Origin of the sequence: Pseudomonas umsongensis, assembly GCF_012647205.1 — a bacterium.
Taxonomy (GTDB): Bacteria; Pseudomonadota; Gammaproteobacteria; order Pseudomonadales; family Pseudomonadaceae; genus Aquipseudomonas; species Aquipseudomonas umsongensis.
This window is the reverse complement of sequence record NZ_CP051487.1, coordinates 5,705,926-5,725,834: the sequence shown is the minus strand read 5'-3', so window position 1 is coordinate 5,725,834 and position 19,909 is coordinate 5,705,926. Positions and strand designations below refer to the sequence as shown.

Annotated in this window: 23 protein-coding genes; 11 read left to right on the top strand and 12 right to left on the bottom strand. The window is 58.5% G+C overall.

Annotated features, from left to right (window positions below; all coding sequences use genetic code 11):
- Positions 1-24: 24 nt before the first annotated feature.
- On the bottom strand, positions 25-678 hold the full coding sequence (locus tag HGP31_RS25805) for a transcriptional regulator (RefSeq protein ID WP_168758912.1): 654 nt from the start codon (positions 676-678) through the stop codon (positions 25-27).
- A gap of 161 nt (positions 679-839) precedes the next feature.
- Positions 840-1,058 (bottom strand): hypothetical protein, encoded by a 219-nt coding sequence (locus tag HGP31_RS25800; protein ID WP_168758911.1) that lies wholly within the window; start codon positions 1,056-1,058, stop codon positions 840-842.
- Positions 1,059-1,346: 288 nt separating this feature from the next.
- Here HGP31_RS25800 and HGP31_RS25795 point away from each other — a divergent pair, with 288 nt between their 5' ends.
- Entirely contained in the window at positions 1,347-1,952 is a 606-nt protein-coding gene (locus tag HGP31_RS25795; protein ID WP_168759229.1) for a response regulator transcription factor, read from the top strand.
- Between the two features lie 90 nt (positions 1,953-2,042).
- Here HGP31_RS25795 and HGP31_RS25790 read toward each other — a convergent pair whose 3' ends face one another.
- The 8 genes from HGP31_RS25790 to metG all read right to left on the bottom strand — a co-directional run bounded on the left by HGP31_RS25790 (position 2,043) and on the right by metG (position 9,107).
- Positions 2,043-2,222 (bottom strand): PA3496 family putative envelope integrity protein, encoded by a 180-nt coding sequence (locus HGP31_RS25790; protein ID WP_020799896.1) that lies wholly within the window; start codon positions 2,220-2,222, stop codon positions 2,043-2,045.
- 106 nt (positions 2,223-2,328) lie between these two features.
- Positions 2,329-2,967: an endonuclease III gene (gene nth / locus HGP31_RS25785; protein WP_168758910.1), complete on the bottom strand. Its 639-nt coding sequence runs from the start codon at positions 2,965-2,967 to the stop codon at positions 2,329-2,331.
- A gap of 25 nt (positions 2,968-2,992) precedes the next feature.
- Positions 2,993-3,580, bottom strand: a complete 588-nt coding sequence (locus HGP31_RS25780; protein WP_168758909.1) for an Rnf-Nqr domain containing protein — start codon at positions 3,578-3,580, stop codon at positions 2,993-2,995.
- A complete protein-coding gene (locus tag HGP31_RS25775; RefSeq protein ID WP_020799899.1) occupies positions 3,573-4,184 on the bottom strand; it encodes an RnfABCDGE type electron transport complex subunit G in 612 nt (203 codons plus the stop codon). The genes HGP31_RS25780 and HGP31_RS25775 overlap by 8 nt, the downstream gene beginning before the upstream one ends.
- A complete protein-coding gene (locus HGP31_RS25770; RefSeq protein WP_083349730.1) occupies positions 4,181-5,167 on the bottom strand; it encodes an RnfABCDGE type electron transport complex subunit D in 987 nt (328 codons plus the stop codon). Before HGP31_RS25770 ends, HGP31_RS25775 begins: the two co-directional genes overlap by 4 nt.
- Positions 5,154-6,164, bottom strand: a complete 1,011-nt coding sequence (gene rsxB, locus HGP31_RS25765) for an electron transport complex subunit RsxB (protein WP_083349729.1) — start codon at positions 6,162-6,164, stop codon at positions 5,154-5,156. The genes HGP31_RS25770 and rsxB overlap by 14 nt, the downstream gene beginning before the upstream one ends.
- Positions 6,161-6,730 carry an electron transport complex protein RnfA gene (locus HGP31_RS25760; RefSeq protein WP_168758908.1) on the bottom strand — a complete coding sequence of 190 codons (570 nt, stop codon included), beginning with the start codon at positions 6,728-6,730 and terminating at the stop codon, positions 6,161-6,163. Before HGP31_RS25760 ends, rsxB begins: the two co-directional genes overlap by 4 nt.
- A 325-nt stretch (positions 6,731-7,055) precedes the next feature.
- A complete protein-coding gene (gene metG, locus HGP31_RS25755) occupies positions 7,056-9,107 on the bottom strand; it encodes a methionine--tRNA ligase (RefSeq protein ID WP_033044251.1) in 2,052 nt (683 codons plus the stop codon).
- A gap of 153 nt (positions 9,108-9,260) precedes the next feature.
- Here metG and apbC point away from each other — a divergent pair, with 153 nt between their 5' ends.
- The gene (apbC, locus tag HGP31_RS25750; RefSeq protein WP_168758907.1) at positions 9,261-10,355 is read left to right on the top strand and encodes an iron-sulfur cluster carrier protein ApbC; all 1,095 of its coding nucleotides are present in this window, start codon (positions 9,261-9,263) and stop codon (positions 10,353-10,355) included.
- Positions 10,356-10,500: 145 nt separating this feature from the next.
- Here the strand turns inward: apbC and HGP31_RS25745 are convergent, their stop codons facing one another.
- On the bottom strand, positions 10,501-11,259 hold the full coding sequence (locus HGP31_RS25745) for an SDR family oxidoreductase (RefSeq protein WP_033044250.1): 759 nt from the start codon (positions 11,257-11,259) through the stop codon (positions 10,501-10,503).
- 166 nt (positions 11,260-11,425) lie between these two features.
- Between HGP31_RS25745 and HGP31_RS25740 the strand changes: the two genes are divergently transcribed.
- The 4 genes from HGP31_RS25740 to groL all read left to right on the top strand — a co-directional run bounded on the left by HGP31_RS25740 (position 11,426) and on the right by groL (position 14,938).
- Positions 11,426-12,157 (top strand): HugZ family pyridoxamine 5'-phosphate oxidase, encoded by a 732-nt coding sequence (locus HGP31_RS25740; RefSeq protein ID WP_033044249.1) that lies wholly within the window; start codon positions 11,426-11,428, stop codon positions 12,155-12,157.
- A 66-nt stretch (positions 12,158-12,223) separates the two neighbouring features.
- Complete coding sequence (locus HGP31_RS25735) at positions 12,224-12,700, top strand: FxsA family protein (protein WP_020799907.1); 477 nt, start codon at positions 12,224-12,226, stop codon at positions 12,698-12,700.
- 248 nt (positions 12,701-12,948) lie between these two features.
- Positions 12,949-13,242 carry a co-chaperone GroES gene (locus tag HGP31_RS25730; RefSeq protein ID WP_020799908.1) on the top strand — a complete coding sequence of 98 codons (294 nt, stop codon included), beginning with the start codon at positions 12,949-12,951 and terminating at the stop codon, positions 13,240-13,242.
- A 49-nt stretch (positions 13,243-13,291) separates the two neighbouring features.
- Positions 13,292-14,938 carry a chaperonin GroEL gene (groL, locus tag HGP31_RS25725; RefSeq protein ID WP_020799909.1) on the top strand — a complete coding sequence of 549 codons (1,647 nt, stop codon included), beginning with the start codon at positions 13,292-13,294 and terminating at the stop codon, positions 14,936-14,938.
- Positions 14,939-15,129: 191 nt separating this feature from the next.
- Here groL and HGP31_RS25720 read toward each other — a convergent pair whose 3' ends face one another.
- Positions 15,130-15,873 carry a phosphatase PAP2 family protein gene (locus HGP31_RS25720; RefSeq protein ID WP_020799910.1) on the bottom strand — a complete coding sequence of 248 codons (744 nt, stop codon included), beginning with the start codon at positions 15,871-15,873 and terminating at the stop codon, positions 15,130-15,132.
- Between the two features lie 219 nt (positions 15,874-16,092).
- Between HGP31_RS25720 and colR the strand changes: the two genes are divergently transcribed.
- The 5 genes from colR to HGP31_RS25695 all read left to right on the top strand — a co-directional run bounded on the left by colR (position 16,093) and on the right by HGP31_RS25695 (position 19,816).
- Entirely contained in the window at positions 16,093-16,776 is a 684-nt protein-coding gene (gene colR, locus HGP31_RS25715) for a two-component system response regulator ColR (protein ID WP_020799911.1), read from the top strand.
- Positions 16,766-18,049, top strand: a complete 1,284-nt coding sequence (locus HGP31_RS25710; RefSeq protein WP_168758906.1) for a sensor histidine kinase — start codon at positions 16,766-16,768, stop codon at positions 18,047-18,049. Before colR ends, HGP31_RS25710 begins: the two co-directional genes overlap by 11 nt.
- A gap of 151 nt (positions 18,050-18,200) precedes the next feature.
- The gene (locus HGP31_RS25705) at positions 18,201-18,869 is read left to right on the top strand and encodes a class I SAM-dependent methyltransferase (RefSeq protein WP_033044253.1); all 669 of its coding nucleotides are present in this window, start codon (positions 18,201-18,203) and stop codon (positions 18,867-18,869) included.
- A 3-nt stretch (positions 18,870-18,872) separates the two neighbouring features.
- Complete coding sequence (locus tag HGP31_RS25700; protein ID WP_042955730.1) at positions 18,873-19,586, top strand: lipopolysaccharide kinase InaA family protein; 714 nt, start codon at positions 18,873-18,875, stop codon at positions 19,584-19,586.
- Between the two features lie 2 nt (positions 19,587-19,588).
- On the top strand, positions 19,589-19,816 hold the full coding sequence (locus tag HGP31_RS25695; RefSeq protein ID WP_020799915.1) for a hypothetical protein: 228 nt from the start codon (positions 19,589-19,591) through the stop codon (positions 19,814-19,816).
- Positions 19,817-19,909 lie beyond the last annotated feature (93 nt).

Genomic DNA, 19,909 nt, shown 5'->3' with positions numbered 1-19,909 from the left:
TATCGGAAGCTTGCGTTGGACAGATCAGATGTCAGCATCCTTAAAAAGGATCTTTGGATCTAATGTAGTTCTTTCAATTCCCTCCAAGAGAGTTTTTACGAAGGCTTCGGAGGCCCCATTCTTTGGATCATCTGGTATCAGCGAGTGTTCCGTTTTAGAGGTTCTGAGAACAATCATTCTGAAAATTAAGGTCATCGAACGCAGGAACACCTTGCGCGGAGGAGAGCCTTTTTCGCCAATGCCATAGTAATTCAGCTCCATACATCGAGACTTGATGCTATGTGTTTCAAACGTCTTGGGCGCCGTGCTATGAGCGAATTCATTTCTGATGGCGCGTAGCAGGTGGAGGTCCTGCCTGAGAGCATTAGGTAATAGGCCCAACAAAAAAGCATGGTCTATTCTTCCCGAAAATGATCCAAGCGCGCCGTTAAAAGAAAAAGCGCTTTTGATAAGCTTCTTATCATTTACCATTTTTGACTTTATGAGCTTTGCGAGTTCTTCACAGAGGATCTCCGCGGCAACCAAGGCAGCACCTCGGTCGCTTTCTTCGTTAAGAGTCTCGGTAAACTCTCTGAGTTGCTTGAAGCTAGCCGCCGCTTCCTTCGTTAGGTAGCTATAAACCACCTCCTCAAGCTCCTCCATAAATTTGTGTTCGTCGCTTTTTTCGTCGTCAGCCATGGTTTTCTCGAATAGAGGAGCGTTCGCAGAATTGAGAGTTCTGAATTGCCTTTTTTTAGACATCTCTGAAGGGGCTTTTGGCCGAAACGCGCGCTTCATGGGAGGCTACTTTCGACACCATAGATGTCGGACATTTTGTTTAGAGAACCATATGAAATTCACTAGGACTGTCGTATTCGCATAATCGCATCTGTAATCGCCTTTGCATTTGTGTCCAGGGTTTCCATTGCCACTGCTGCATTAACTGCGACACTCTCTACGCCATTCTCTGACAACCACTTGCTGATCTCTTCGATCGCCGCGCTTAGGGCATGCTGATTGTGCAGGAGCAGTGTCAGAGCATCTGCAGTGGCGATCTTGCAGCCTGAGTTATCTGGCATGGCGGTCGTCCTTGGGTAATGGTTAAAGAAGTCTAGTTCATCCCACCGCTGACTACGGCTGGGTAGGTCATCGCATAGAAGCTCGACCGAGAGCAGCGACCGAATGACAGCAGGCAGTCACAAATGGCGATGTACAGCCAGAGGCGGTCCTGTGTTGACTGAAAAATGGAGCCGGTTCAGATCCAATGCAAACAAGTTGTTACGGCCGTGTAATTACCAAAGAGCACTATTTTTGAAAAATTTGATAATTTACAATCTATTGGAGATTAAAATAGCGACGCTCCACGGATAGTCCACCCCGTCATTCGTCTCGCGGTACGAATGCTGATGGAGCGTCATGGCTACGAAGTCATTGCAGAAACAGATAATGGTGTGGATGCATTGCAACTGGCCCGAGAATACATGCCGGACATTGTCATACTGGATATTGGAATACCGAAACTGGATGGACTGGAAGTTATTGCGCGGCTGACATCGGCTGCGATGCCGATGAAAGTACTGATATTAACCTCTCAGTCACCTGGGCATTTTTCCATGCGCTGCATGCAGTCCGGCGCCGCCGGGTATGTGTGCAAACAGCAGGATCTCACGGAGTTGCTCAGTGCAATAAAGGCGGTCTTGTCAGGCTACAGTTACTTCCCCAATCAGGCGTTGCATACAGTGCGTGCCAGTCTTGGCAATGCCAGTGAAGCCGATATGGTGGATCGTCTTTCAGGGCGGGAAATGATGGTGTTGCAGCAGTTGGCCCGGGGCAAGACCAATAAAGAAATTGCTGATGGGATGTTTCTCAGTAACAAGACCGTCAGTACCTACAAGACCCGACTGCTGTTGAAACTCAATGCGCGCTCCCTGGTCGATCTGATCGAGCTCGCCCAGCGTAACGGCCTGGCATGATGAGCCCGAGTTTTACGAAGTGCCACAGGCGAGCATTGATCGCGACTCGACACTTGGTAAAAAGCCTCCGTTTCGGGAGGCTTTTAGGTTTTACAAGTCAAAATCGTAATCGGCCAATTGCTTTTGCAGTCGGCGCTCCTCCAGCAGGTTGTCGATGGTCCGACGCTTGCTCAGGTTGGTTTTCGCTACTTCAGCCACCGGCTCGGCATCATCAGCCTCTCCGGCGGTAAAGTCCTCATCCACGTCCAATTGTTCTTTGCCAGTGCTCATTTAGTTACTCCAGGCGAAGAAGGCCTTTGGGGCTCCTTATATCGACAATCTTGCGACGGGTAAAAAAGATTTTTTCAATCGATAAATCGAAAACCCCAATAGCAGCTCAATCGTCCGACGTCTTGTGCTTGTATTCGCACAAGTCTTCGATCCGGCAACTGCCGCAGCGAGGCTTGCGGGCAAGGCAGACGTAACGCCCGTGAAGGATCAGCCAGTGATGGGAGTCGAGCAGGTATTCCTTGGGCACAAACTTCATCAATTTTTTCTCGACCTCGACCACATTCTTGCCAGGCGCGATGCCGGTGCGGTTGCTGACCCGAAAAATGTGGGTATCCACGGCCATCGTCAATTGGCGAAATGCAGTATTGAGCACCACGTTGGCGGTCTTGCGGCCGACGCCAGGCAAGGCTTCGAGTTCCTCACGGGTCTGCGGCACTTCCCCTCCATGACGCTCAACCAGCAGCCGGCAGGTATCGATCACGTTTTTAGCCTTGCTGTTGTAAAGGCCGATGGTCTTGATGTATTCCGACAATCCTTCCACGCCCAGGGCATAAATCGCCGCCGGGGTATTGGCAACCGGAAACAGTTTTGCCGTGGCCTTGTTGACGCCGACATCGGTTGATTGCGCCGAAAGAATCACCGCAATCAGCAACTCAAAGGGTGAGGAATAGGCCAGTTCGGTCTTCGGTTCCGGATTGTCTTCATGCAGCCGGCGGAATATTTCCAGACGTTTTGCGGCGTTCATGTGCGGTGCGTTTCCTCGAAGGCGATCAGTGTGAGGGTGGGGGGCGATGCCAGGCTTGCCAGGCGGCGATGAGCAACCCGAGCAGTATGAAACCGCCAGGGGCCAGCGTGGCCAGTCGCAAGCCACCGTCAGCGGTCAGCAACCAGCCCTGCCAATCCGCGTGCGTTGCACCCGCCAGCCAGGGCAGATGATTGCCGAGGGTCCCGTAGCCAATGAGTTCGCGCAGCAAGCCCAGGGACACCATCAATGCGCCGAACAGGCCGCAGAGGCGCCAGCGTTCGCGCCAGGGGCCCTGGAAGAAATCACTGCGCTCCAGTACGACGCATTGCAAGGCGATCAACCCGGCATAGATCCCGGCATGTTGATGCCATTGCAACGACCAGGCCTGCGCGCCGAGTTCTGCGCAACTGGTCAGCGTTGCGGCAAGCAATACGCTGGCCGGCAAATGGGTCGCTGGGAGCAGGCGCGAGCGCAAGGCGTTCATGCAGAGGCCAAAGGCACTGGTTACCACCATGAACATCAACCACAGGCCCAGGGCATTCACCAGTGAGCCGGTGGCGCCAATCAGTGGCACGAGCATCAGGGTGTTCCGCAGCCGCAGCGATTCATTCATTTGAAGGGCTCCCAAGCAGTGAGGCTCGGTGCTCATCGAAGTAGCGCAATGCGTCATGGGTGGCGTGGATCACCGCTCTTGAGGTGATGGTCGCTCCCGCAACCTGGTCAAACTGTCCCTGGTCCTTTTTCAAGGCCCACCCGTTGTCAGCCGGATCGGTTCGCGACCTGCCGGAAAAGCCCTCGAGCCAGGCGTTCGGCCAGTCGGCGATGCGTGCGCCGAGCCCCGGGGTTTCCATCTGCCTGAGAGTTTTGACCCCCAGCAACCTACCGTTGCGATCGATGGCGATCAGCAAGTCAATGGCGCCCGCGTAGCCCAGGGTCTGGCTGCGCAGCAGCACGGCATAGGCTCGGCCGGCCTTGGTCGCACGGTAGCCCGCCAGCAGCGTGCTGTTGGCCAACGTAGCGTTTTCGAGGCTGAGCGGTTGCTCCAGCGGTTGATTGTCATAGCCGTCGGGCGGCAGCAGGTCCAGCAGGTTGCGACTGTCGATCAGGCGCTGTTCAGTCGCAATCCGCGGTGCGCTGGCGTGCTGCACGAGATAAGTCAGGCCAGCCCCGAGGGTGGCGAGCAATGCAAGGATGGCGGCGCTCGACGCTCGGCTCATGGTGCGCGCAGCTCCTGCCTGGCCGCGACAAGCCGCTCCAGCGCCGGTACACAGAGGTTCATCAACAGCACGGCAAAGGCCACGCCGTCCGGGTAGCCGCCCCAGGTGCGAATAAGGTAGGTCAGCAACCCCACGCCTGCACCGAACAGCAGTCGCGCACCGGGGCTTTTTGCGCCGGACACCGGTTCAGTGACGATGAAGAAAGCGCCGAGCATGCTGGCACCGGTGAGCAGATGAAACAGCGGTGATCCGTGGGAGTCTGAGCCCGAACCGTTCCAGCACAACAGGCTGATGATGAACAGGCTGGCGAGCATGCCAACCGGTGCATGCCAGCTGAATACGCGGCGTTGCAGCAAGAACGCGCCCCCGGCGAGAAAGGCCAGGTTGACCCATTCCACGCCATGGCCACCGAACTGACCAAAGGCCGGATTCGCCGCGAACAGTTCATCCATGGTCAGGCTTTTGTTGATCCGCAGGCTGTCCAATGCCGTGGCCCGGACCCAGGCGTCCGGGTCTTGGCCTGCGCCGAACACTTGCTGCACGCCACCCCACAGGTCCATGCCGTGGGAGGCTGGCCAATGGGTCATCTGCTGTGGAAAGGTCACCATCACCAGGGCGAAACCCAGCATTGCCGGGTTGAACGGGTTGCTGCCGACCCCGCCATACAGGTGCTTGCCCAGCAACATCGCAAACGCCGCAGCACTGATCGTCAGCCACCAGGGACAATAGGGTGGCAAGGCCAGGGCCAGTAGCGTGGCACTGACCAGGGCGCTGCCATCGCTCAAGGTCGGCTTGAGCGCGCGCTTGCGCAATCGCAGCACCGCCGCTTCAAAGGCTAAGGCACTGACACCAGCGAGCGTCAAGTTGATCAACACCCCCCAGCCATAGAACCAGAACAACGCCAACACGCCTGGCAGCGTCGCCAGCAGAACCAGTTTCATCGCCTGCTGCAGACGTTCGTCCGCCGATTCAAGGGGCGGCATGTGCATCCACCTGGCGTTCGGCTTCGCTCAGGGCTCGCTCCAGGGCTTCGATCTGCTCGATGGGAGCCGCACTCGCCTGGGCTTTCTTCAGCTCGGCACGACGCATGGCTAGCTGGATCTTTGCGCGTTTCAGGTCGGCGTCGTTCGCCACAGCGGCGACAGGCGCCACGGCTGGCGGCGCAACGCGTTCCAGTTGGGCCAAGGCTTGCTCGGCGGCTTCGAACTGCTGTTGCAGCACAATCAACTGCGATTGCTGTTCGAAGGTCGGCGGATGACCGAAGGCCTTGAGCGACTTGTTCAGTTGCGCCCGGCTCATCGCCAGGTCGACCTTGGCTTTTTTCAAGGCGGCATCGGCGTTCGCGGCCTTCTGCGCGCGCACGCGTTCGAGGGCTGCCTGCACCGGGTCGAGCGCCACTTCACTGGGTTGGACGGCCCGTTGCGCACGGGCTTCTCGCTCGGCAATTTTTTGTTGCTCTTCACGCTGCAAACGGGCGTTGCGCTGCTCGAAACGGCGCCGTGCATGATTGCGTTTGGCGGCTCGCGCCCGTTGTTCTTCCAGGCTGGAGGCCAGGCCACCGACAATCGGCAGCACGCCGCTCAAGGGCAGCGGATGCATTTCGATGCAGTCCACCGGGCATGGCGCCACGCACAGGTCGCAACCGGTACATTCATCGATGATGACTGTGTGCATCAACTTGGCCGCGCCGACGATGGCGTCAACCGGACAGGCCTGAATGCATTTCGTACAACCGATGCACTCCGCTTCACGAATATAGGCGATCTGCGCCGGAGCCGAACCGCGACTGGCGTCCAGTTCCAGCACCGGCACGTTCAACAGTTCGGCCAGGGCAATAATGGTTTCACTGCCGCCAGGCGGGCATTTGTTGATCGGCTCACCGCTGGCGATGCCTGCGGCGTACGGCTTGCATCCGGGGTGGCCACACTTGCCGCATTGGGTCTGCGGCAAAAGGGCGTCGATGCGTTGAATCAGACTCATGTTTTGATTAGCCCGCTGAATCCGAGAAAGGCCACTGCAATCAGGCCGGCGCCGATCAGGTCGATCGGCAGGCCGCGAAAGGGCAGGGGCACATCGTTGTCGAGTGTGCGCTGGCGCAGGTCCTGGAACAGACTCAGTACCAGCCAAAAGCCCAGCCCGGCACCGATGCTCAAGGCTGAGGCGTGAAAAAATCCGTTGTTCTCCCGGGCGTTGAGCAATGCCACGCCGAGCACCCCGGCATTGCACAGCAGCAACGGCCAAAGACCTTCGAAGGACAGTGTCGAAAACACCCGTGCAAGCAACTTCAACAACGGGCCGATCAGCAGCGCACTCAATGGCAGGAACACGAACAGCTGCAGCGCGGTCAACGCCAACGGTACCAGCAGCCATTGATAGATCACATAGCCAAGCACCCCGGTAACCAGCATCAGGCAAGTCGTCGCGATGCCCAGGGCATGCACCTGGCGACGTTCGCTGCCCAACAGGGGATCTACACCCAGCGGCCAGTGCAACACGAGGTTGTTGAGCAGGGCGGTACTGATGAGCGTAAGCAGGGTTTCGGTCATGATAGTGCTTTGTGGCGAGGGGATTTATCCCCGTTCGGCTGCGAAGCAGTCGTAAATCCGAACAACTCGGTCTGTTTGAACGGTTGCTGAGGGCTGCTTCGCGGCCCAACGGGGCGGTGCGACGTCTCGATGAATCCCCTCACCACATATTTCTTGCTCGCCTTAAAATTGTCTTAAGTGAACAGCATTACGGCAAGAACGGGGCTTTTTCAACGCAGCCGTCTAAAAAGTTTATGCATTATCCGGCAAGGACGGAGGGTGGGCCAGACATGAAAATCCCACAGTCGCGCCAGGCACGACTGTGGGATCGGTTTACCGCAGTGCCTTACTTGATCCGCTGACCAGGCTTGGCGCCGCTGTCAGGGCTCAGCAGGTAGATTTCTTCACCGCCGGGACCTGCCGCCATCACCATGCCTTCGGAAATGCCGAACTTCATTTTGCGCGGCTTGAGGTTGGCGATCATCATCGTCAGTCGGCCATTGAGTTTGGACGGGTCCGGATAAGCGCTCTTGATCCCGGAGAATACATTGCGCTGCTCGTCACCGATATCCAGGGTCAGGCGCAACAGCTTGTCTGCGCCTTCCACGTGCTCGGCCTTGACGATCAGGGCGACGCGCAGGTCAACCGCGGCAAAGGTGTCGAACTCGATCTCCGGCGACAACGGATCCTTCGCCAATTCGCCATTGCCCGCAGGTAAAGCCTCGCCGGTGTCGGTCTGGCTGGCGGTCAGGTCTTCTTTCGAAGCGTCGGTCATGGCCTGCACTTTTACCGGGTCGATACGGGTCATCAGCGGCTTGAACTCGTTCAGCTGATGGTTGGCGAGCAAGGTCGCGTGGTCGTTCCAGGTCAGCGGCGCGACGTTGAGGAACGCCTCGGCATCGGCGGCCAGCAGCGGCAGCACCGGCTTGAGGAAGATCACCAGTTGACGGAACAGGTTGACGCCGGTGGCGCAGATGGCCTGGACTTCTTCCTGCTTGCCTTCCTGTTTGTTCAGCGACCAAGGTGCCTTGTCGGCGATCCAGGCGTTGGCGCGGTCGGCCAGGCCCATGATCTCGCGCATGGCGCGTGCAAAGTCGCGGGCTTCATAGGCGTCGGCAATGCTTGGTGCGGCAGCCAGGAACGCTTCGGTCAGCTCCGGCGCGGCGTTGGTCTCGACCATCACCCCGGCATTGCCCTTGTTGATGAACCCGGCGCAACGGCTGGCGATGTTGACAACTTTGCCGACCAGGTCGGAATTGACCTTCTGCACGAAGTCTTCGAGGTTCAGGTCGAGGTCGTCGACGCCACGGCTCAGCTTGGCTGCGTAGTAGTAACGCAGGTATTCCGGCGACAGGTGATCCAGGTAGGTCCGGGCCTTGATGAAGGTGCCACGGGACTTGGACATTTTCTGGCCGTTGACGGTCAGGTAGCCGTGCACGTTGATGCCGGTCGGCTTGCGGTAGCCCGCGCCTTCGAGCATCGCTGGCCAGAACAGGGCATGGAAGTTGACGATGTCCTTGCCGATGAAGTGGTACAGCTCGGCGGTGGAGTCCTTGCCCCAGAACGCGTCGAAGTCCAGCTCCGGCGTGCGGTCGCAAAGGTTCTTGAAGCTCGCCATGTAGCCGATTGGTGCGTCCAGCCACACGTAGAAGTACTTGCCCGGCTCATCGGGGATTTCAAAACCGAAGTACGGCGCATCGCGGGAGATGTCCCACTGTTGCAGGCCCGCATCCAGCCATTCGGCGATCTTGTTGGCCACGGCGTCTTGCAGGGTGCCGCTGCGGGTCCAGGCCTGCAGCATTTCCTGGAAGTCCGGCAGCTTGAAGAAGAAGTGCTGGGAATCCTTGAGCACCGGAGTGGCCCCGGAAATCGCCGACTTCGGATCCTTCAGGTCGGTCGGTGCGTAGGTCGCGCCGCACTTTTCGCAGTTGTCGCCGTACTGGTCCTCGGTGCCGCATTTCGGGCAGGTGCCCTTGATGAAGCGGTCGGCCAGGAACATTTTCTTTTCCGGGTCGAAATACTGCGTGATCGAACGCGTGGCGATGTGCCCGGCGTCGCGCAGCTTCAGATAGATCTGGCTCGACAGCTCACGGTTTTCTTCGGCGTGAGTGGAGTGGAAGTTGTCGAAGTCCACCAGGAACTCGGCAAAGTCGGCGCTGTGTTCAGCCTGGACGTTGGCGATCAGTTGTTCCGGTGTAATGCCTTCCTTTTCCGCGCGCAGCATGATCGCCGAACCGTGGGCGTCGTCGGCGCAGACATAGATGCATTGGTTGCCGCGGTGCTTCTGGAAGCGCACCCACATATCGGTCTGGATGTATTCCAGCATGTGGCCAAGATGGATCGAACCATTGGCATAGGGCAGGGCACTGGTGACGAGGATCTTGCGTGGCTCGGACATGGGGCTCGGCTACTTGATGAAACGGAGGTCGGCCACTATAAAGCGCCGGCAAAGATATTTCACCCCTGCAAATCGTTGCCAGGCATGCCGTCCGGAAGACAGAAGGGGTAGGATACCCGCCATCTATTCCCAGTCTTGTTTTCGGAGTTGCCCATGAGCGCCGTCAATCGCGCAGCGGTGGAAGCCGTCCTTCGCCAATACACCGACCCCTATCTGAACCAGGATCCGGTCAGCGCCGGCTGCGTGCGCCACATCGAGATCCAGGGTGAGCGCGTCACCGTGCAGCTGGAACTGGGTTATGCCGCCGGCTTGTTCAAGAGCGGTTGGGCGCAGATGCTGCAAATGGCCATTGAAGGCCTTGACGGGGTCAGCGCCGCCCGCGTCGATATCACCAGCGTGATCGCCGCGCACAAGGCCCAGGCACAGATCCCGGGCCTGGCCAACGTCAAGAACGTCGTGGCCGTGGCATCCGGCAAGGGCGGGGTGGGCAAGTCCACCACCGCGGCCAACCTCGCGCTGGCCCTGGCCCGCGAAGGCGCCAAGGTCGGGATCCTCGACGCGGACATCTACGGGCCGAGCCAGGGCATCATGTTCGGTATCGCCGAAGGCACCCGGCCGCAGATCAAGGATCAGAAATGGTTCGTGCCGATTCAGTCCCATGGTGTCGAAGTGATGTCCATGGCGTTCCTCACCGACGACAACACGCCGATGGTCTGGCGCGGGCCGATGGTCTCCGGCGCCTTGCTGCAATTGGTGACACAAACCGCGTGGGGCGACCTGGATTACCTGGTCATCGACATGCCGCCAGGCACCGGTGACATCCAGCTGACACTGGCACAGAAAGTCCCGGTGGCCGGCGCGGTGATCGTGACCACGCCACAGGACCTGGCATTGCTGGACGCACGCAAGGGCGTGGAGATGTTCCGCAAGGTCAACATCCCCGTACTGGGCGTGGTGGAAAACATGGCCGTACACATCTGCTCGAACTGCGGGCATGCCGAACATCTGTTCGGTGAGGGTGGCGGTGTGAAACTGGCCAATCAGTATGGCGTCGAGCTGCTGGCGTCGCTGCCGCTGGCGATGGCTATCCGCGAACAGGCCGATGGCGGCAAGCCAACGGTCATCGCCGAACCGGACAGCCCGATTGCACTGGTTTACCAGGAACTGGCCCGCCATGTCGGTGCGCGGATCGTGTTGCAGGAAGCCGCCACGCCAGCGATGCCGAATATCACCATCAGCGACGATTGATATCTGCCGGATAACGCCGGTACCTGTGGGAGCGGGCTTGCTCGCGAATGCGGATTAACATTCAACAGTATTGTTGACTGAACCACCGCTTTCGCGAGCAAGTCGAATCGTCGCACCGCCGCTCCCACATTGGTTTAGGGGGGCTCTAGATGCGCAACCCGCCATCCAACTCCAGAATCCGACCGGTGTAATAGTCGTTCTCAAAGATGTAGGCCGCCGAATGGGCGATTTCCTCAGGCTTGCCCATGCGCTTGAGCGGAATCCCCGACGTCATTTTCTCCAGTGCTTCAGGTTTCATGCCCAGCGTCATTTCGGTTTCGATGAAGCCCGGTGCAATGCCGGCCACCCGGATGCCATAGCGCGCCAGTTCCTTGGCCCAGGTCACGGTAGCTGCCGCGACACCGGCCTTGGCGGCGGAGTAGTTGGTCTGGCCAACATTGCCGGCGCGGGAAATCGACGAGATATTGATGATCGCGCCGCTGTTGTCGAGCTCGACCATTTTCGCCGCGACTTCACGGGTGCACAGGAATACGCCGGTCAGGTTGACGTCGATGACCGCCTGCCATTGAGCCAGGGTCATCTTGGTCATTTCGCCATCCTTGACCTTGAGCAGCAGGCCATCACGCAAGATCCCAGCATTGTTGATCAGGCCATGAATAGCACCAAAGTCGCTGGCGACCTGGGCGACCATATGGCTCACTTGCTCTTCATTGGCGACGTTGCACAGATAGGCGCGGGCTTCGACGCCCAAGGCCGTGCAGGCAGCGACGGTGTCGTCGAGCTTTTCCTGGTTCAGGTCGACGAGCGCCAGTTTTGCGCCCCTGGCGGCCAAATACTCGGCCATGGAGCGGCCTAAACCCTGGCAACCGCCCGTGATAATGATTACTTTGTCAGTGAGTTTCATTCGCATGCCCCCGGTGGCAGGTCTGGTTGGTTTTGCTTCTTGAGTGCCTCTCGATCTGCGCCCGAACTGGCCACGGCTGCACATGAGAACTACCCCAACGGCATGCTGGAACTTTCATCAGCAGCCTGTCCGTTTTTGCGACGGATTCTTAATAAGGAGTCATAAATTGAGCGTTGAAGCGGCTAAGCATGCACGAGAATTGCTCCTCAAGGAATACCGTGGGGTGCTCTCCACACACTCCAAGTCAATGCCTGGTTTCCCGTTCGGTTCCGTGGTTCCGTACTGCCTGGACGAGCTCGGCCGGCCGCTGATCCTGATCAGCCGCATCGCCCAGCACACCCACAATCTGCAAAAAGATCCGAAATGCTCACTGTTCGTGGGCGAGCGTGGGGCCGAAGACGTCCAGGCCGTTGGTCGCCTGACCTACCTGGCCGAAGCGCAACAGGTCGAAGACGTTGCCGCCATCGAAGCGGCCGCCGAACGGTACTACCGCTATTTCCCGGATTCGCAGAACTATCATCAGGCCCACGATTTCGACTTCTGGGTGCTCAAGCCGGTGCGCCATCGCTACATTGGCGGGTTTGGCGCGATCCACTGGGTCAACGAGCTGACCCTGGCCAACCCGTTTGCCGGCAAGGCCGAGGCGAGCATGATCGAACACATGAACGCCGATCACGCCAAAGCCATTGCGCATTACGTCGAACTGGCCGGCTTGCCGAAAACTTCGCCGGCGACCCTGGTGGGCATCGACAGCGAAGGCATGCACCTGCTCATCGGCCAGGGGCTGCACTGGCTGCCGTTTCCAGCGCCTTGTAATACGCCGACACAAGTGCGCGAGGCCTTGGTTTTCCTGGCTCATGCCGAACATTGGCCGAAAAAGGCAGTGGCTGACGCTTGAATTCACGAAATGGCGACGTCATCTAAGGATTACTGGCAAGGCATTCTTGCGTTGAGGAACCATTTGATGCGCCCTTTTTTGTTGCTCTTTCTGCTGTTCCCGGTGTTGGAGCTGTTCGTATTCGTCAAGGTGGCAGGGTCGATCGGGTTTTTCCCGGCCCTGCTGCTGATCATTCTCGGCTCGATGTTCGGTGTGTTCGTGTTGCGCGTTGCCGGGTTGGCCACCGCACTGCGTGCCCGTGAAAGCCTGAATCGTGGCGAATTGCCAGCCCAGACCATGCTGGAAGGCCTGATGTTGGCGTTGGCCGGTGGCTTGTTGATTCTTCCGGGTTTCATCAGCGACGTGATCGGCCTGGTCATGCTGATGCCGATCAGCCGTCGCCTCCTGGCCAATAAAATGCGCCAGCGTGCCGAGGAACAAGCGATCCGCCAGCGTGCGTTCGCCGACGACCTCCAGCCCCGTGGGGGGCCTGCGCCGCGCGAGCCTCTGGGCCGCGAGCCGAACGTGATCGAAGGCGAGTTCGAACACCGCGATACCAAGTAACAGCAATATCGACACGGCACCTTCGGGTGCCGTGTTCGTTTTCGGGCGATCACCGTAAAAATTTTTCGATCTGCGCCCTTGTAATAAGCTTGTGCGCCCTTATGTAACGGTCACCGCAAGGTTTCTGGTGATCACGCCAGACAGACTTCCGCGGTTCGCTCGACGAACCGCACCCGGCACCGCCGGACTTTGTTAAACCCGCCGGGACTACACCGGCCGATGAAAACCACAATTAGGAGAGATCGACAATGAAGCTTCGTCCTCTGCATGACCGCGTCGTCATCCGTCGCAGCGAAGAAGAAAAGAAAACCGCTGGCGGTATCGTCCTGCCAGGTTCGGCTGCTGAAAAAGCCAACAGCGGCGAAATCCTCGCTGTCGGCACCGGCCGCGTACTGGAAAACGGTGAAGTGCGTGCACTGTCCGTGAAAGTGGGCGACAAGGTTGTGTTCGGTCCTTACTCCGGCAGCAACACTGTGAAAGTCGACGGCGAAGACCTGCTGGTAATGAGCGAGAACGAAATCCTCGCTGTTGTCGAAGGCTGATTCCCCGCTCATTTTCCCGTTACTACAAAGTATTTAAGGAATATCGATCATGGCTGCTAAAGAAGTTAAATTCGGCGATTCCGCCCGCAAGAAAATGCTCACCGGTGTCAACGTCCTGGCTGACGCAGTAAAAGCGACCCTGGGCCCGAAAGGCCGTAACGTGATCATCGAGAAGAGCTTCGGCGCTCCGACCATCACCAAGGACGGCGTTTCCGTAGCCAAAGAAATCGAACTGGAAGACCGTTTCGAAAACATGGGCGCGCAGCTGGTCAAAGACGTTGCCTCCCGTGCCAACGATGACGCAGGCGACGGCACCACCACCGCTACCGTTCTGGCTCAATCGATCGTCAACGAAGGCCTGAAAGCCGTCGCTGCCGGCATGAACCCGATGGATCTGAAGCGCGGTATCGACAAAGCGACCATCGCTATCGTCAAAGAGCTGAAGGCCCTGTCCAAGCCATGCGCTGACACCAAGGCTATCGCTCAGGTAGGTACCATCTCCGCCAACTCCGACAACTCCATCGGCGACATCATTGCTGAAGCCATGGAAAAAGTCGGTAAAGAAGGCGTGATCACCGTCGAAGAAGGCTCGGGCCTGGAAAACGAACTGTCGGTTGTTGAAGGCATGCAGTTCGACCGTGGCTACCTGTCCCCGTACTTCGTCAACAAGCCAGAGACCATGGTCGCTGAGCTGGACGGCCCGCTGATCCTGCTGGTCGACAAGAAGATCTCGAACATCCGCGAAATGCTGCCAGTACTGGAAGCCGTTGCCAAAGCCGGCCGTCCACTGCTGATCGTGGCCGAAGACGTTGAAGGCGAAGCCCTGGCGACTCTGGTTGTGAACAACATGCGCGGTATCGTCAAAGTCGCAGCCGTCAAGGCGCCTGGCTTCGGCGACCGTCGCAAGGCCATGCTGCAGGACATCGCCGTTCTGACCGGCGGTACCGTTATCTCCGAAGAGATCGGCCTGAGCCTGGAAAGCACCACCCTGGAGCACCTGGGTAACGCCAAGCGCGTAACCCTGTCCAAGGAAAACACCATCATCGTTGACGGTGCTGGCGTTCAAGGCGACATCGAAGCACGCATCAACCAGATCCGTGCCCAGGTTGCCGAGACTTCCTCGGACTACGACCGTGAAAAACTGCAAGAGCGTCTGGCCAAGTTGTCCGGCGGCGTTGCAGTGATCAAGGTTGGCGCTGGTTCCGAAGTTGAAATGAAAGAGAAGAAAGCCCGCGTTGAAGACGCCCTGCACGCTACCCGTGCAGCCGTTGAAGAAGGCGTGGTGCCTGGCGGTGGCGTGGCCCTGATCCGTGCTCTGGAAGCACTGACTCAACTGAAAGGCGACAACGCCGATCAGGACGTGGGTATCGCTGTACTGCGTCGCGCTGTTGAAGCGCCGCTGCGCCAGATCGTTGCCAACTCCGGCGACGAGCCAAGCGTAGTGGTCGACAAGGTCAAGAACGGCGAAGGCAGCTTCGGCTACAACGCTGCGACTGGCGAATACGGCGACATGATCGAAATGGGTATCCTGGACCCAACCAAGGTCACCCGTTCGGCTCTGCAAGCTGCAGCGTCCATCGGCGGCCTGATCCTGACCACCGAAGCTGCGGTAGCTGACGCACCGAAGAAAGACAGCGGTGCTGGCGGCGGCATGCCAGACATGGGCGGTATGGGCGGCATGGGCGGCATGATGTAAGCCAGCCTTACCCCTGTATAAAAAAACCCCGCCTGCGTAAGTAGGCGGGGTTTTTTATTGCCCGGATTTTGAAGTGCAAGCGATTCAGTGTGGGAGCGGGCTTGCTCGCTAAGACGGTGTGTCAATCACCGGGGAGGTTGACTGATCTACCGCCTTCGCGAGCAAGCCCGCTCCCACATTTGATCTGTATTTCAGGCACTGACCGGCTGTGCTTCGAGCTCTCTCTCGGCCTTGGAAGTGGGTCGATAAAGGATGTAGTAATACGACCCCAGGCAAATCAGCCAGCAGAATACCGCCGTCCACACGTTGTGCGAGAAGAAGTGTGCTCCCTGCAGCATCCGGCCGATGGAAAAAACCGAGCCCAGGGCGAAGGCGAAAACAAAGGCCGCACGCGCCATGCGCGGACGGCGATCACGCAACACGAAGAACAGTGCAAACAGGGTGAAACCGGTCGCGGCGTGACCGCCAGGCCAGCAACGCCCCGGTTTTTCTGTAGCCGGACGCGGGCTCAACAATTCGCTGTAGGTCTCGTGACCGCCGAATTGCTCCAGGCTCCACGGGCATTGCACCGCCGTCACCGCTTTCATCGGCGTGACAAAGGACGTCGCCAGCCCCAGGGACAGCACCAGGCAGCCCAGTTCCCGCTTGAACGGCTTGAGCCGGGGCAGAAAGAACGAACCGGCAAAACCGAGGATAGCCAGCACCGAGAAGGCGATAACCACTTGCTTGGCCCGATCATGCAGGACGGTTTCCAGGAAATAACTGTGCCGGCCGATGAAGTCCCCGGCGACCGGATCGTAGAACAGCCTGGCCAGGTCCATGTCCAGGGTCGTCAGTTCAAGCAACACCAGAATGATTGCCGCAACGGCGGGAACACCCAGGCACACCCAGAAGTTGAGCGGGCGAGAAGCGGGGCGTGCAGAGATCGAAACCATGGTCAATCCTTGGTCAGTGAAATGTTCTTGAATACGCAGCCGCGCGGAGTCTGGGCTCGACCCTGTCGTCAACCCGTGAACCGATAGTGAAAAAAACGTTGGGGCTTGATCCGACGATTTCGCCCAACCGACGACTGCACGCAACCCTGGCCCTGAATCACGCTTGGCCTTAAGCTGCGCGGGCCGAGACGGCCGTTATTGTGTACGGAGAAGATGCCCATGCGAATTTTATTGGTTGAAGACAACCGCGATATCCTGGCTAATCTGGCCGATTACCTGGGACTCAAGGGCTATACCGTGGATTGCGCACAGGACGGTTTGTCGGGCCTGCATCTGGCAGCTACGGAGCATTACGACTTGATCGTACTCGATATCATGTTGCCTGGCATCGACGGCTACACGCTGTGCAAACGCCTGCGCGAAGATGCCCGGCGCGACACGCCGGTGATCATGCTCACTGCCCGTGATCAACTGGACGACCGGCTGCAAGGCTTCAAGTCCGGTGCCGATGACTACCTGATCAAACCCTTCGCCTTGTCTGAACTGGCGGCGCGGATCGAAGCAGTGATGCGTCGCACCCAAGGTGGAGGTCGCCGGACCTTGCAGGTGGGTGACCTGAGCTATGACCTCGATACGCTGGAGGTCACCCGCGAAGGCCGATTGCTCAAGCTCAACCCGGTGGGCCTGAAGTTGCTGGCGGTCCTGATGCAGAAAAGCCCGCATGTACTGCGCCGCGAAATTCTCGAAGAGGCCCTGTGGGGCGATGACTGCCCAGACAGCGACAGCCTGCGCAGCCATGTCCATCAATTGCGCCAGGTGATCGACAAGCCGTTCGCCAAACCGCTGCTGCAAACCGTGCACGGTGTGGGTTACCGCCTGGCCGAGGGGCGTGATGGAGTTTAAACAGAGCCTCGCTCAACGGATCATCATTGCCTTTGCGCTGATGAGCGCACTGGTGGCGGGCGCCTTTGCCATGGGCATCGTTGCCACCGTGCACCTGGTGGAAGAAAAATTGATTTCGGCGGGCCTGGGTGGCGATTTGCAGCGCCTGTTGCTGATGGACAGCGTTTCGGACTGGAGTCATCGCCCGGAACCGGACCAGTTGTTTTATTTCAGCGGCGGGCGGGGCGATTTCGAGTTGCCCAAGGATTTGCGGCACCTGGATCCAGGGTTTCACGAGGTTTTTCGCGAGCAGCTGTCGTACCACGCGATGGTCGAGGTGGTCGATGGTCGGCGCTATGTGCTGTTGCAGGACCAGAGTGACTTCGAAGAGCGCGAGCGAGTGCTGTTTGCCGTGGTGCTGGTGGGCTTCGTGCTGAGCCTGGCGCTGGCGGTGTTTCTCGGCTGGGTGCTGGCGCGCAAGGTAATGGCACCGGTAGTAAGGCTGGCGCGTCAGGTACGTCATCGCGATCAGCTACTGGGTCTGGCACCGCCACTGGCGCCGGATTATGCGGCCGATGAAGTGGGTGAGCTGGCCGTGGCCTTCGACGCTACCCTCGGCCGGTTGCGCCAGGCGCTGACCCGTGAGCGCATGTTCACCAGTGACGTCAGCCATGAACTGCGCACGCCCTTGATGGTGTTGGCCAGTTCCTGCGAGTTGCTGTTGGAAAACCCCGGGATCGACCAGCGCGGCCTTGCCCAGGTCGAGCGAATTGCCCGCGCCAGTGAAGAAATGCGCGAGTTGGTACAAACTTTCCTGATGCTGGCCCGCGCTCAGCGCGAAGACGCCGGCATGTCTGCGCAGCAAACGCTGGATGAAGTGGCCGACGGCTTGATCAACCTGTGGCGCGAGCAGATCGAGGCCAAGGGGCTCAAGCTGATTGTCGACTGGGGTGGTCCCCACACTACTCGGTATAACGCAACGCTATTGCACGCGGTCATGGGCAACCTGCTGCGTAACGCATTGCATTACACCGACCGTGGATTTATCCGGCTGAGCCTGATGCCCACCGGGTTCACGGTCGAGGACAGTGGCGTGGGTATTCCCGAGGAAAAACGCGAAGCGATGTTCGAACCTTTTGTGCGAGGCAACGAGAAACGCGGAGAGGGCCTCGGGCTTGGACTATCGTTAGTACAACGGATCTGTGAAAACCAGGGCTGGAGCGTCAGCCTGACGACCATGGAACCCAATGGCTGTCGTTTTCAGGTCCAGTTCAATGCGTCGACTGTGAGTTGATGGTCGCTGGACGGTTGGTTGAGATTGCCGCCTTGTAATACCTCGAAACGTTTCGAGGTTTTCATCACGAAATTTTCACAATCGCATGACCTGACCCTCACACATCACTGCCTAAGGTGGTTGGAATCAGAAGCTCAGGAGATTGATGATGGTGGATGGCCCGATCAAACTGGATTTTTCCAACAAGTACGACGATCAACACGCCAAACGTTACCTGCAAAAACACAAGGATGGCGTCGGCCGCCGCCTGTCCCACTGGCGTGACGTACAAATGGCGCGCAAGGCGCTGGCGTTGGTCGGCGAGCCGGGCCTGGTTCTCGATCTGCCCTGCGGTGCGGGGCGTTTCTGGCCAATGCTGGCGGAGAAACCCAACCGCGTGATCATCGGTGCCGACAACTCCGAGTCCATGATCAAGATCGCTACACAGTCGCAACCGGCTGAAGTGGTGAAACGGGTACAACCCTTGCAGACATCCGCGTTCGACATTGCGTTGCCGGATAACGCTGTCGACAGCATTTTCTGCATGCGTTTGCTCCACCACATCGGTGAAGCCCAGCATCGACTGGCGATCTTGCGCGAATTCGAGCGCGTCAGCCGAGACAGCGTCATCCTTTCACTGTGGGTCGACGGTAACTTCAAAGCCTGGAAACGCAAGCGCGCGGAGAGAACCCGTGGGCAGGAAGGTTACCAAAATAGATTTGTGTTACCGGCGGCTACCGTAGAAAAGGAGTTTGAGCAGGCTGGTTTCCGTATTCAGGAACGTATCGACTTTTTGCCGCTCTATGCCATGTGGCGAGTTTATGTATTACGCAAGAGGTAACAGATGGTAGAGCAGTGTGCAGCAGGAACAGGCGTCGCCTCCCAGGACCGATTCGATTACTTCTGGAATCAGCGCGGAGAATGGGTGGAAGAGCCCAACGTCCGGCGCGGTGGCGAGAGTGGCGTGCAGCGTCTCATGGACAGTGATGGACAACTGCTCTACGTAAAACGCCAGACCGGCCATATCCATCGGGGTCTTTTGCACCCTTTCGGACGGCCGACGGTGCTGCGCGAGCGTGATGCACTCACCGGCTTGCGCCTGCTCGATGTGCGCGTCCCGGAAATCGTGTTCTGCGAAGCGCAACGCGATCCCGTGCACAAGTGGCGCGCCTTGTTGGTGACCAAGTCTTTGGACGGCTTCGAGGAAATCGAACGTTGGTACGAAAGCGGCGGACGCGAGCGTCATGGTGAGGCTGTGCACGATCGCGTGCTCAAGGACCTGGCCGAGAACCTGGCGCGGATGCACAAGGGGCGTTGGCAACACAGCTGCATCTATATCAAGCACGTATTTGTTCGCGTCACCGGTGAGGGTGAGGCAGCCAAAGTCGAAGTTGCCTTGATCGATCTGGAGAAGTGCCGGCAGCGCTTGACCGCTCGCCAGGCGGCGGCCCATGACATGAAGCAGCTGCGCCGCCACTCGTCATTCAGCCCGACGGACTGGAAGAAACTCGTCTATTTTTATGAGACGGCGTTTGGCAGCGCTATCAAAGGTTTATAGCAATGAAACTTGAAGTTGCGCGAGGTTTGTTTCTGGTAGGAGCCTTGGCAGTTGCTTCACTCGCGGTGGCGGCATGGGAGCAGCCCCGCACGCAAGTCTTAAGTTCAGTACACAGTGGCGAGCACTGTCCGTTGCCACGGGTTGCCAAGGCATCCGTGGCCACTCAACCCGATCATGATTTGTTGCTGTTCATGTTCGGACTCTCTCAAGGATTGAGGCCGCAAAGTTGAACACAATGAAGCCCAAATAAAAGGCCTCGCTGATGCGAGGCCTTTTTTGTTGCGCAGTGCAGATCGTTCCCACGCTCTGCGTGGGAATGCAGC

What these genes read in the sequence shown, in the direction of transcription:
- HGP31_RS25800 (WP_168758911.1), bottom strand. Translation starts at nt 1,058, where the DNA reads ATGCCAGATAACTCAGGCTGCAAGATCGCCACTGCAGATGCTCTGACA.
- metG (WP_033044251.1), bottom strand. Translation starts at nt 9,107, where the DNA reads ATGTCCGAGCCACGCAAGATCCTCGTCACCAGTGCCCTGCCCTATGCC.
- HGP31_RS25790 (WP_020799896.1), bottom strand. Translation starts at nt 2,222, where the DNA reads ATGAGCACTGGCAAAGAACAATTGGACGTGGATGAGGACTTTACCGCC.
- HGP31_RS25780 (WP_168758909.1), bottom strand. Translation starts at nt 3,580, where the DNA reads ATGAATGAATCGCTGCGGCTGCGGAACACCCTGATGCTCGTGCCACTG.
- HGP31_RS25720 (WP_020799910.1), bottom strand. Translation starts at nt 15,873, where the DNA reads ATGGTTTCGATCTCTGCACGCCCCGCTTCTCGCCCGCTCAACTTCTGG.
- nth (WP_168758910.1), bottom strand. Translation starts at nt 2,967, where the DNA reads ATGAACGCCGCAAAACGTCTGGAAATATTCCGCCGGCTGCATGAAGAC.
- HGP31_RS25695 (WP_020799915.1), top strand. Translation starts at nt 19,589, where the DNA reads ATGAAACTTGAAGTTGCGCGAGGTTTGTTTCTGGTAGGAGCCTTGGCA.
- HGP31_RS25805 (WP_168758912.1), bottom strand. Translation starts at nt 678, where the DNA reads ATGGCTGACGACGAAAAAAGCGACGAACACAAATTTATGGAGGAGCTT.
- rsxB (WP_083349729.1), bottom strand. Translation starts at nt 6,164, where the DNA reads ATGAGTCTGATTCAACGCATCGACGCCCTTTTGCCGCAGACCCAATGC.
- groL (WP_020799909.1), top strand. Translation starts at nt 13,292, where the DNA reads ATGGCTGCTAAAGAAGTTAAATTCGGCGATTCCGCCCGCAAGAAAATG.
- HGP31_RS25770 (WP_083349730.1), bottom strand. Translation starts at nt 5,167, where the DNA reads ATGCCGCCCCTTGAATCGGCGGACGAACGTCTGCAGCAGGCGATGAAA.
- HGP31_RS25710 (WP_168758906.1), top strand. Translation starts at nt 16,766, where the DNA reads ATGGAGTTTAAACAGAGCCTCGCTCAACGGATCATCATTGCCTTTGCG.
- HGP31_RS25760 (WP_168758908.1), bottom strand. Translation starts at nt 6,730, where the DNA reads ATGACCGAAACCCTGCTTACGCTCATCAGTACCGCCCTGCTCAACAAC.
- HGP31_RS25775 (WP_020799899.1), bottom strand. Translation starts at nt 4,184, where the DNA reads ATGAGCCGAGCGTCGAGCGCCGCCATCCTTGCATTGCTCGCCACCCTC.
- apbC (WP_168758907.1), top strand. Translation starts at nt 9,261, where the DNA reads ATGAGCGCCGTCAATCGCGCAGCGGTGGAAGCCGTCCTTCGCCAATAC.
- colR (WP_020799911.1), top strand. Translation starts at nt 16,093, where the DNA reads ATGCGAATTTTATTGGTTGAAGACAACCGCGATATCCTGGCTAATCTG.
- HGP31_RS25730 (WP_020799908.1), top strand. Translation starts at nt 12,949, where the DNA reads ATGAAGCTTCGTCCTCTGCATGACCGCGTCGTCATCCGTCGCAGCGAA.
- HGP31_RS25735 (WP_020799907.1), top strand. Translation starts at nt 12,224, where the DNA reads ATGCGCCCTTTTTTGTTGCTCTTTCTGCTGTTCCCGGTGTTGGAGCTG.
- HGP31_RS25745 (WP_033044250.1), bottom strand. Translation starts at nt 11,259, where the DNA reads ATGAAACTCACTGACAAAGTAATCATTATCACGGGCGGTTGCCAGGGT.
- HGP31_RS25700 (WP_042955730.1), top strand. Translation starts at nt 18,873, where the DNA reads ATGGTAGAGCAGTGTGCAGCAGGAACAGGCGTCGCCTCCCAGGACCGA.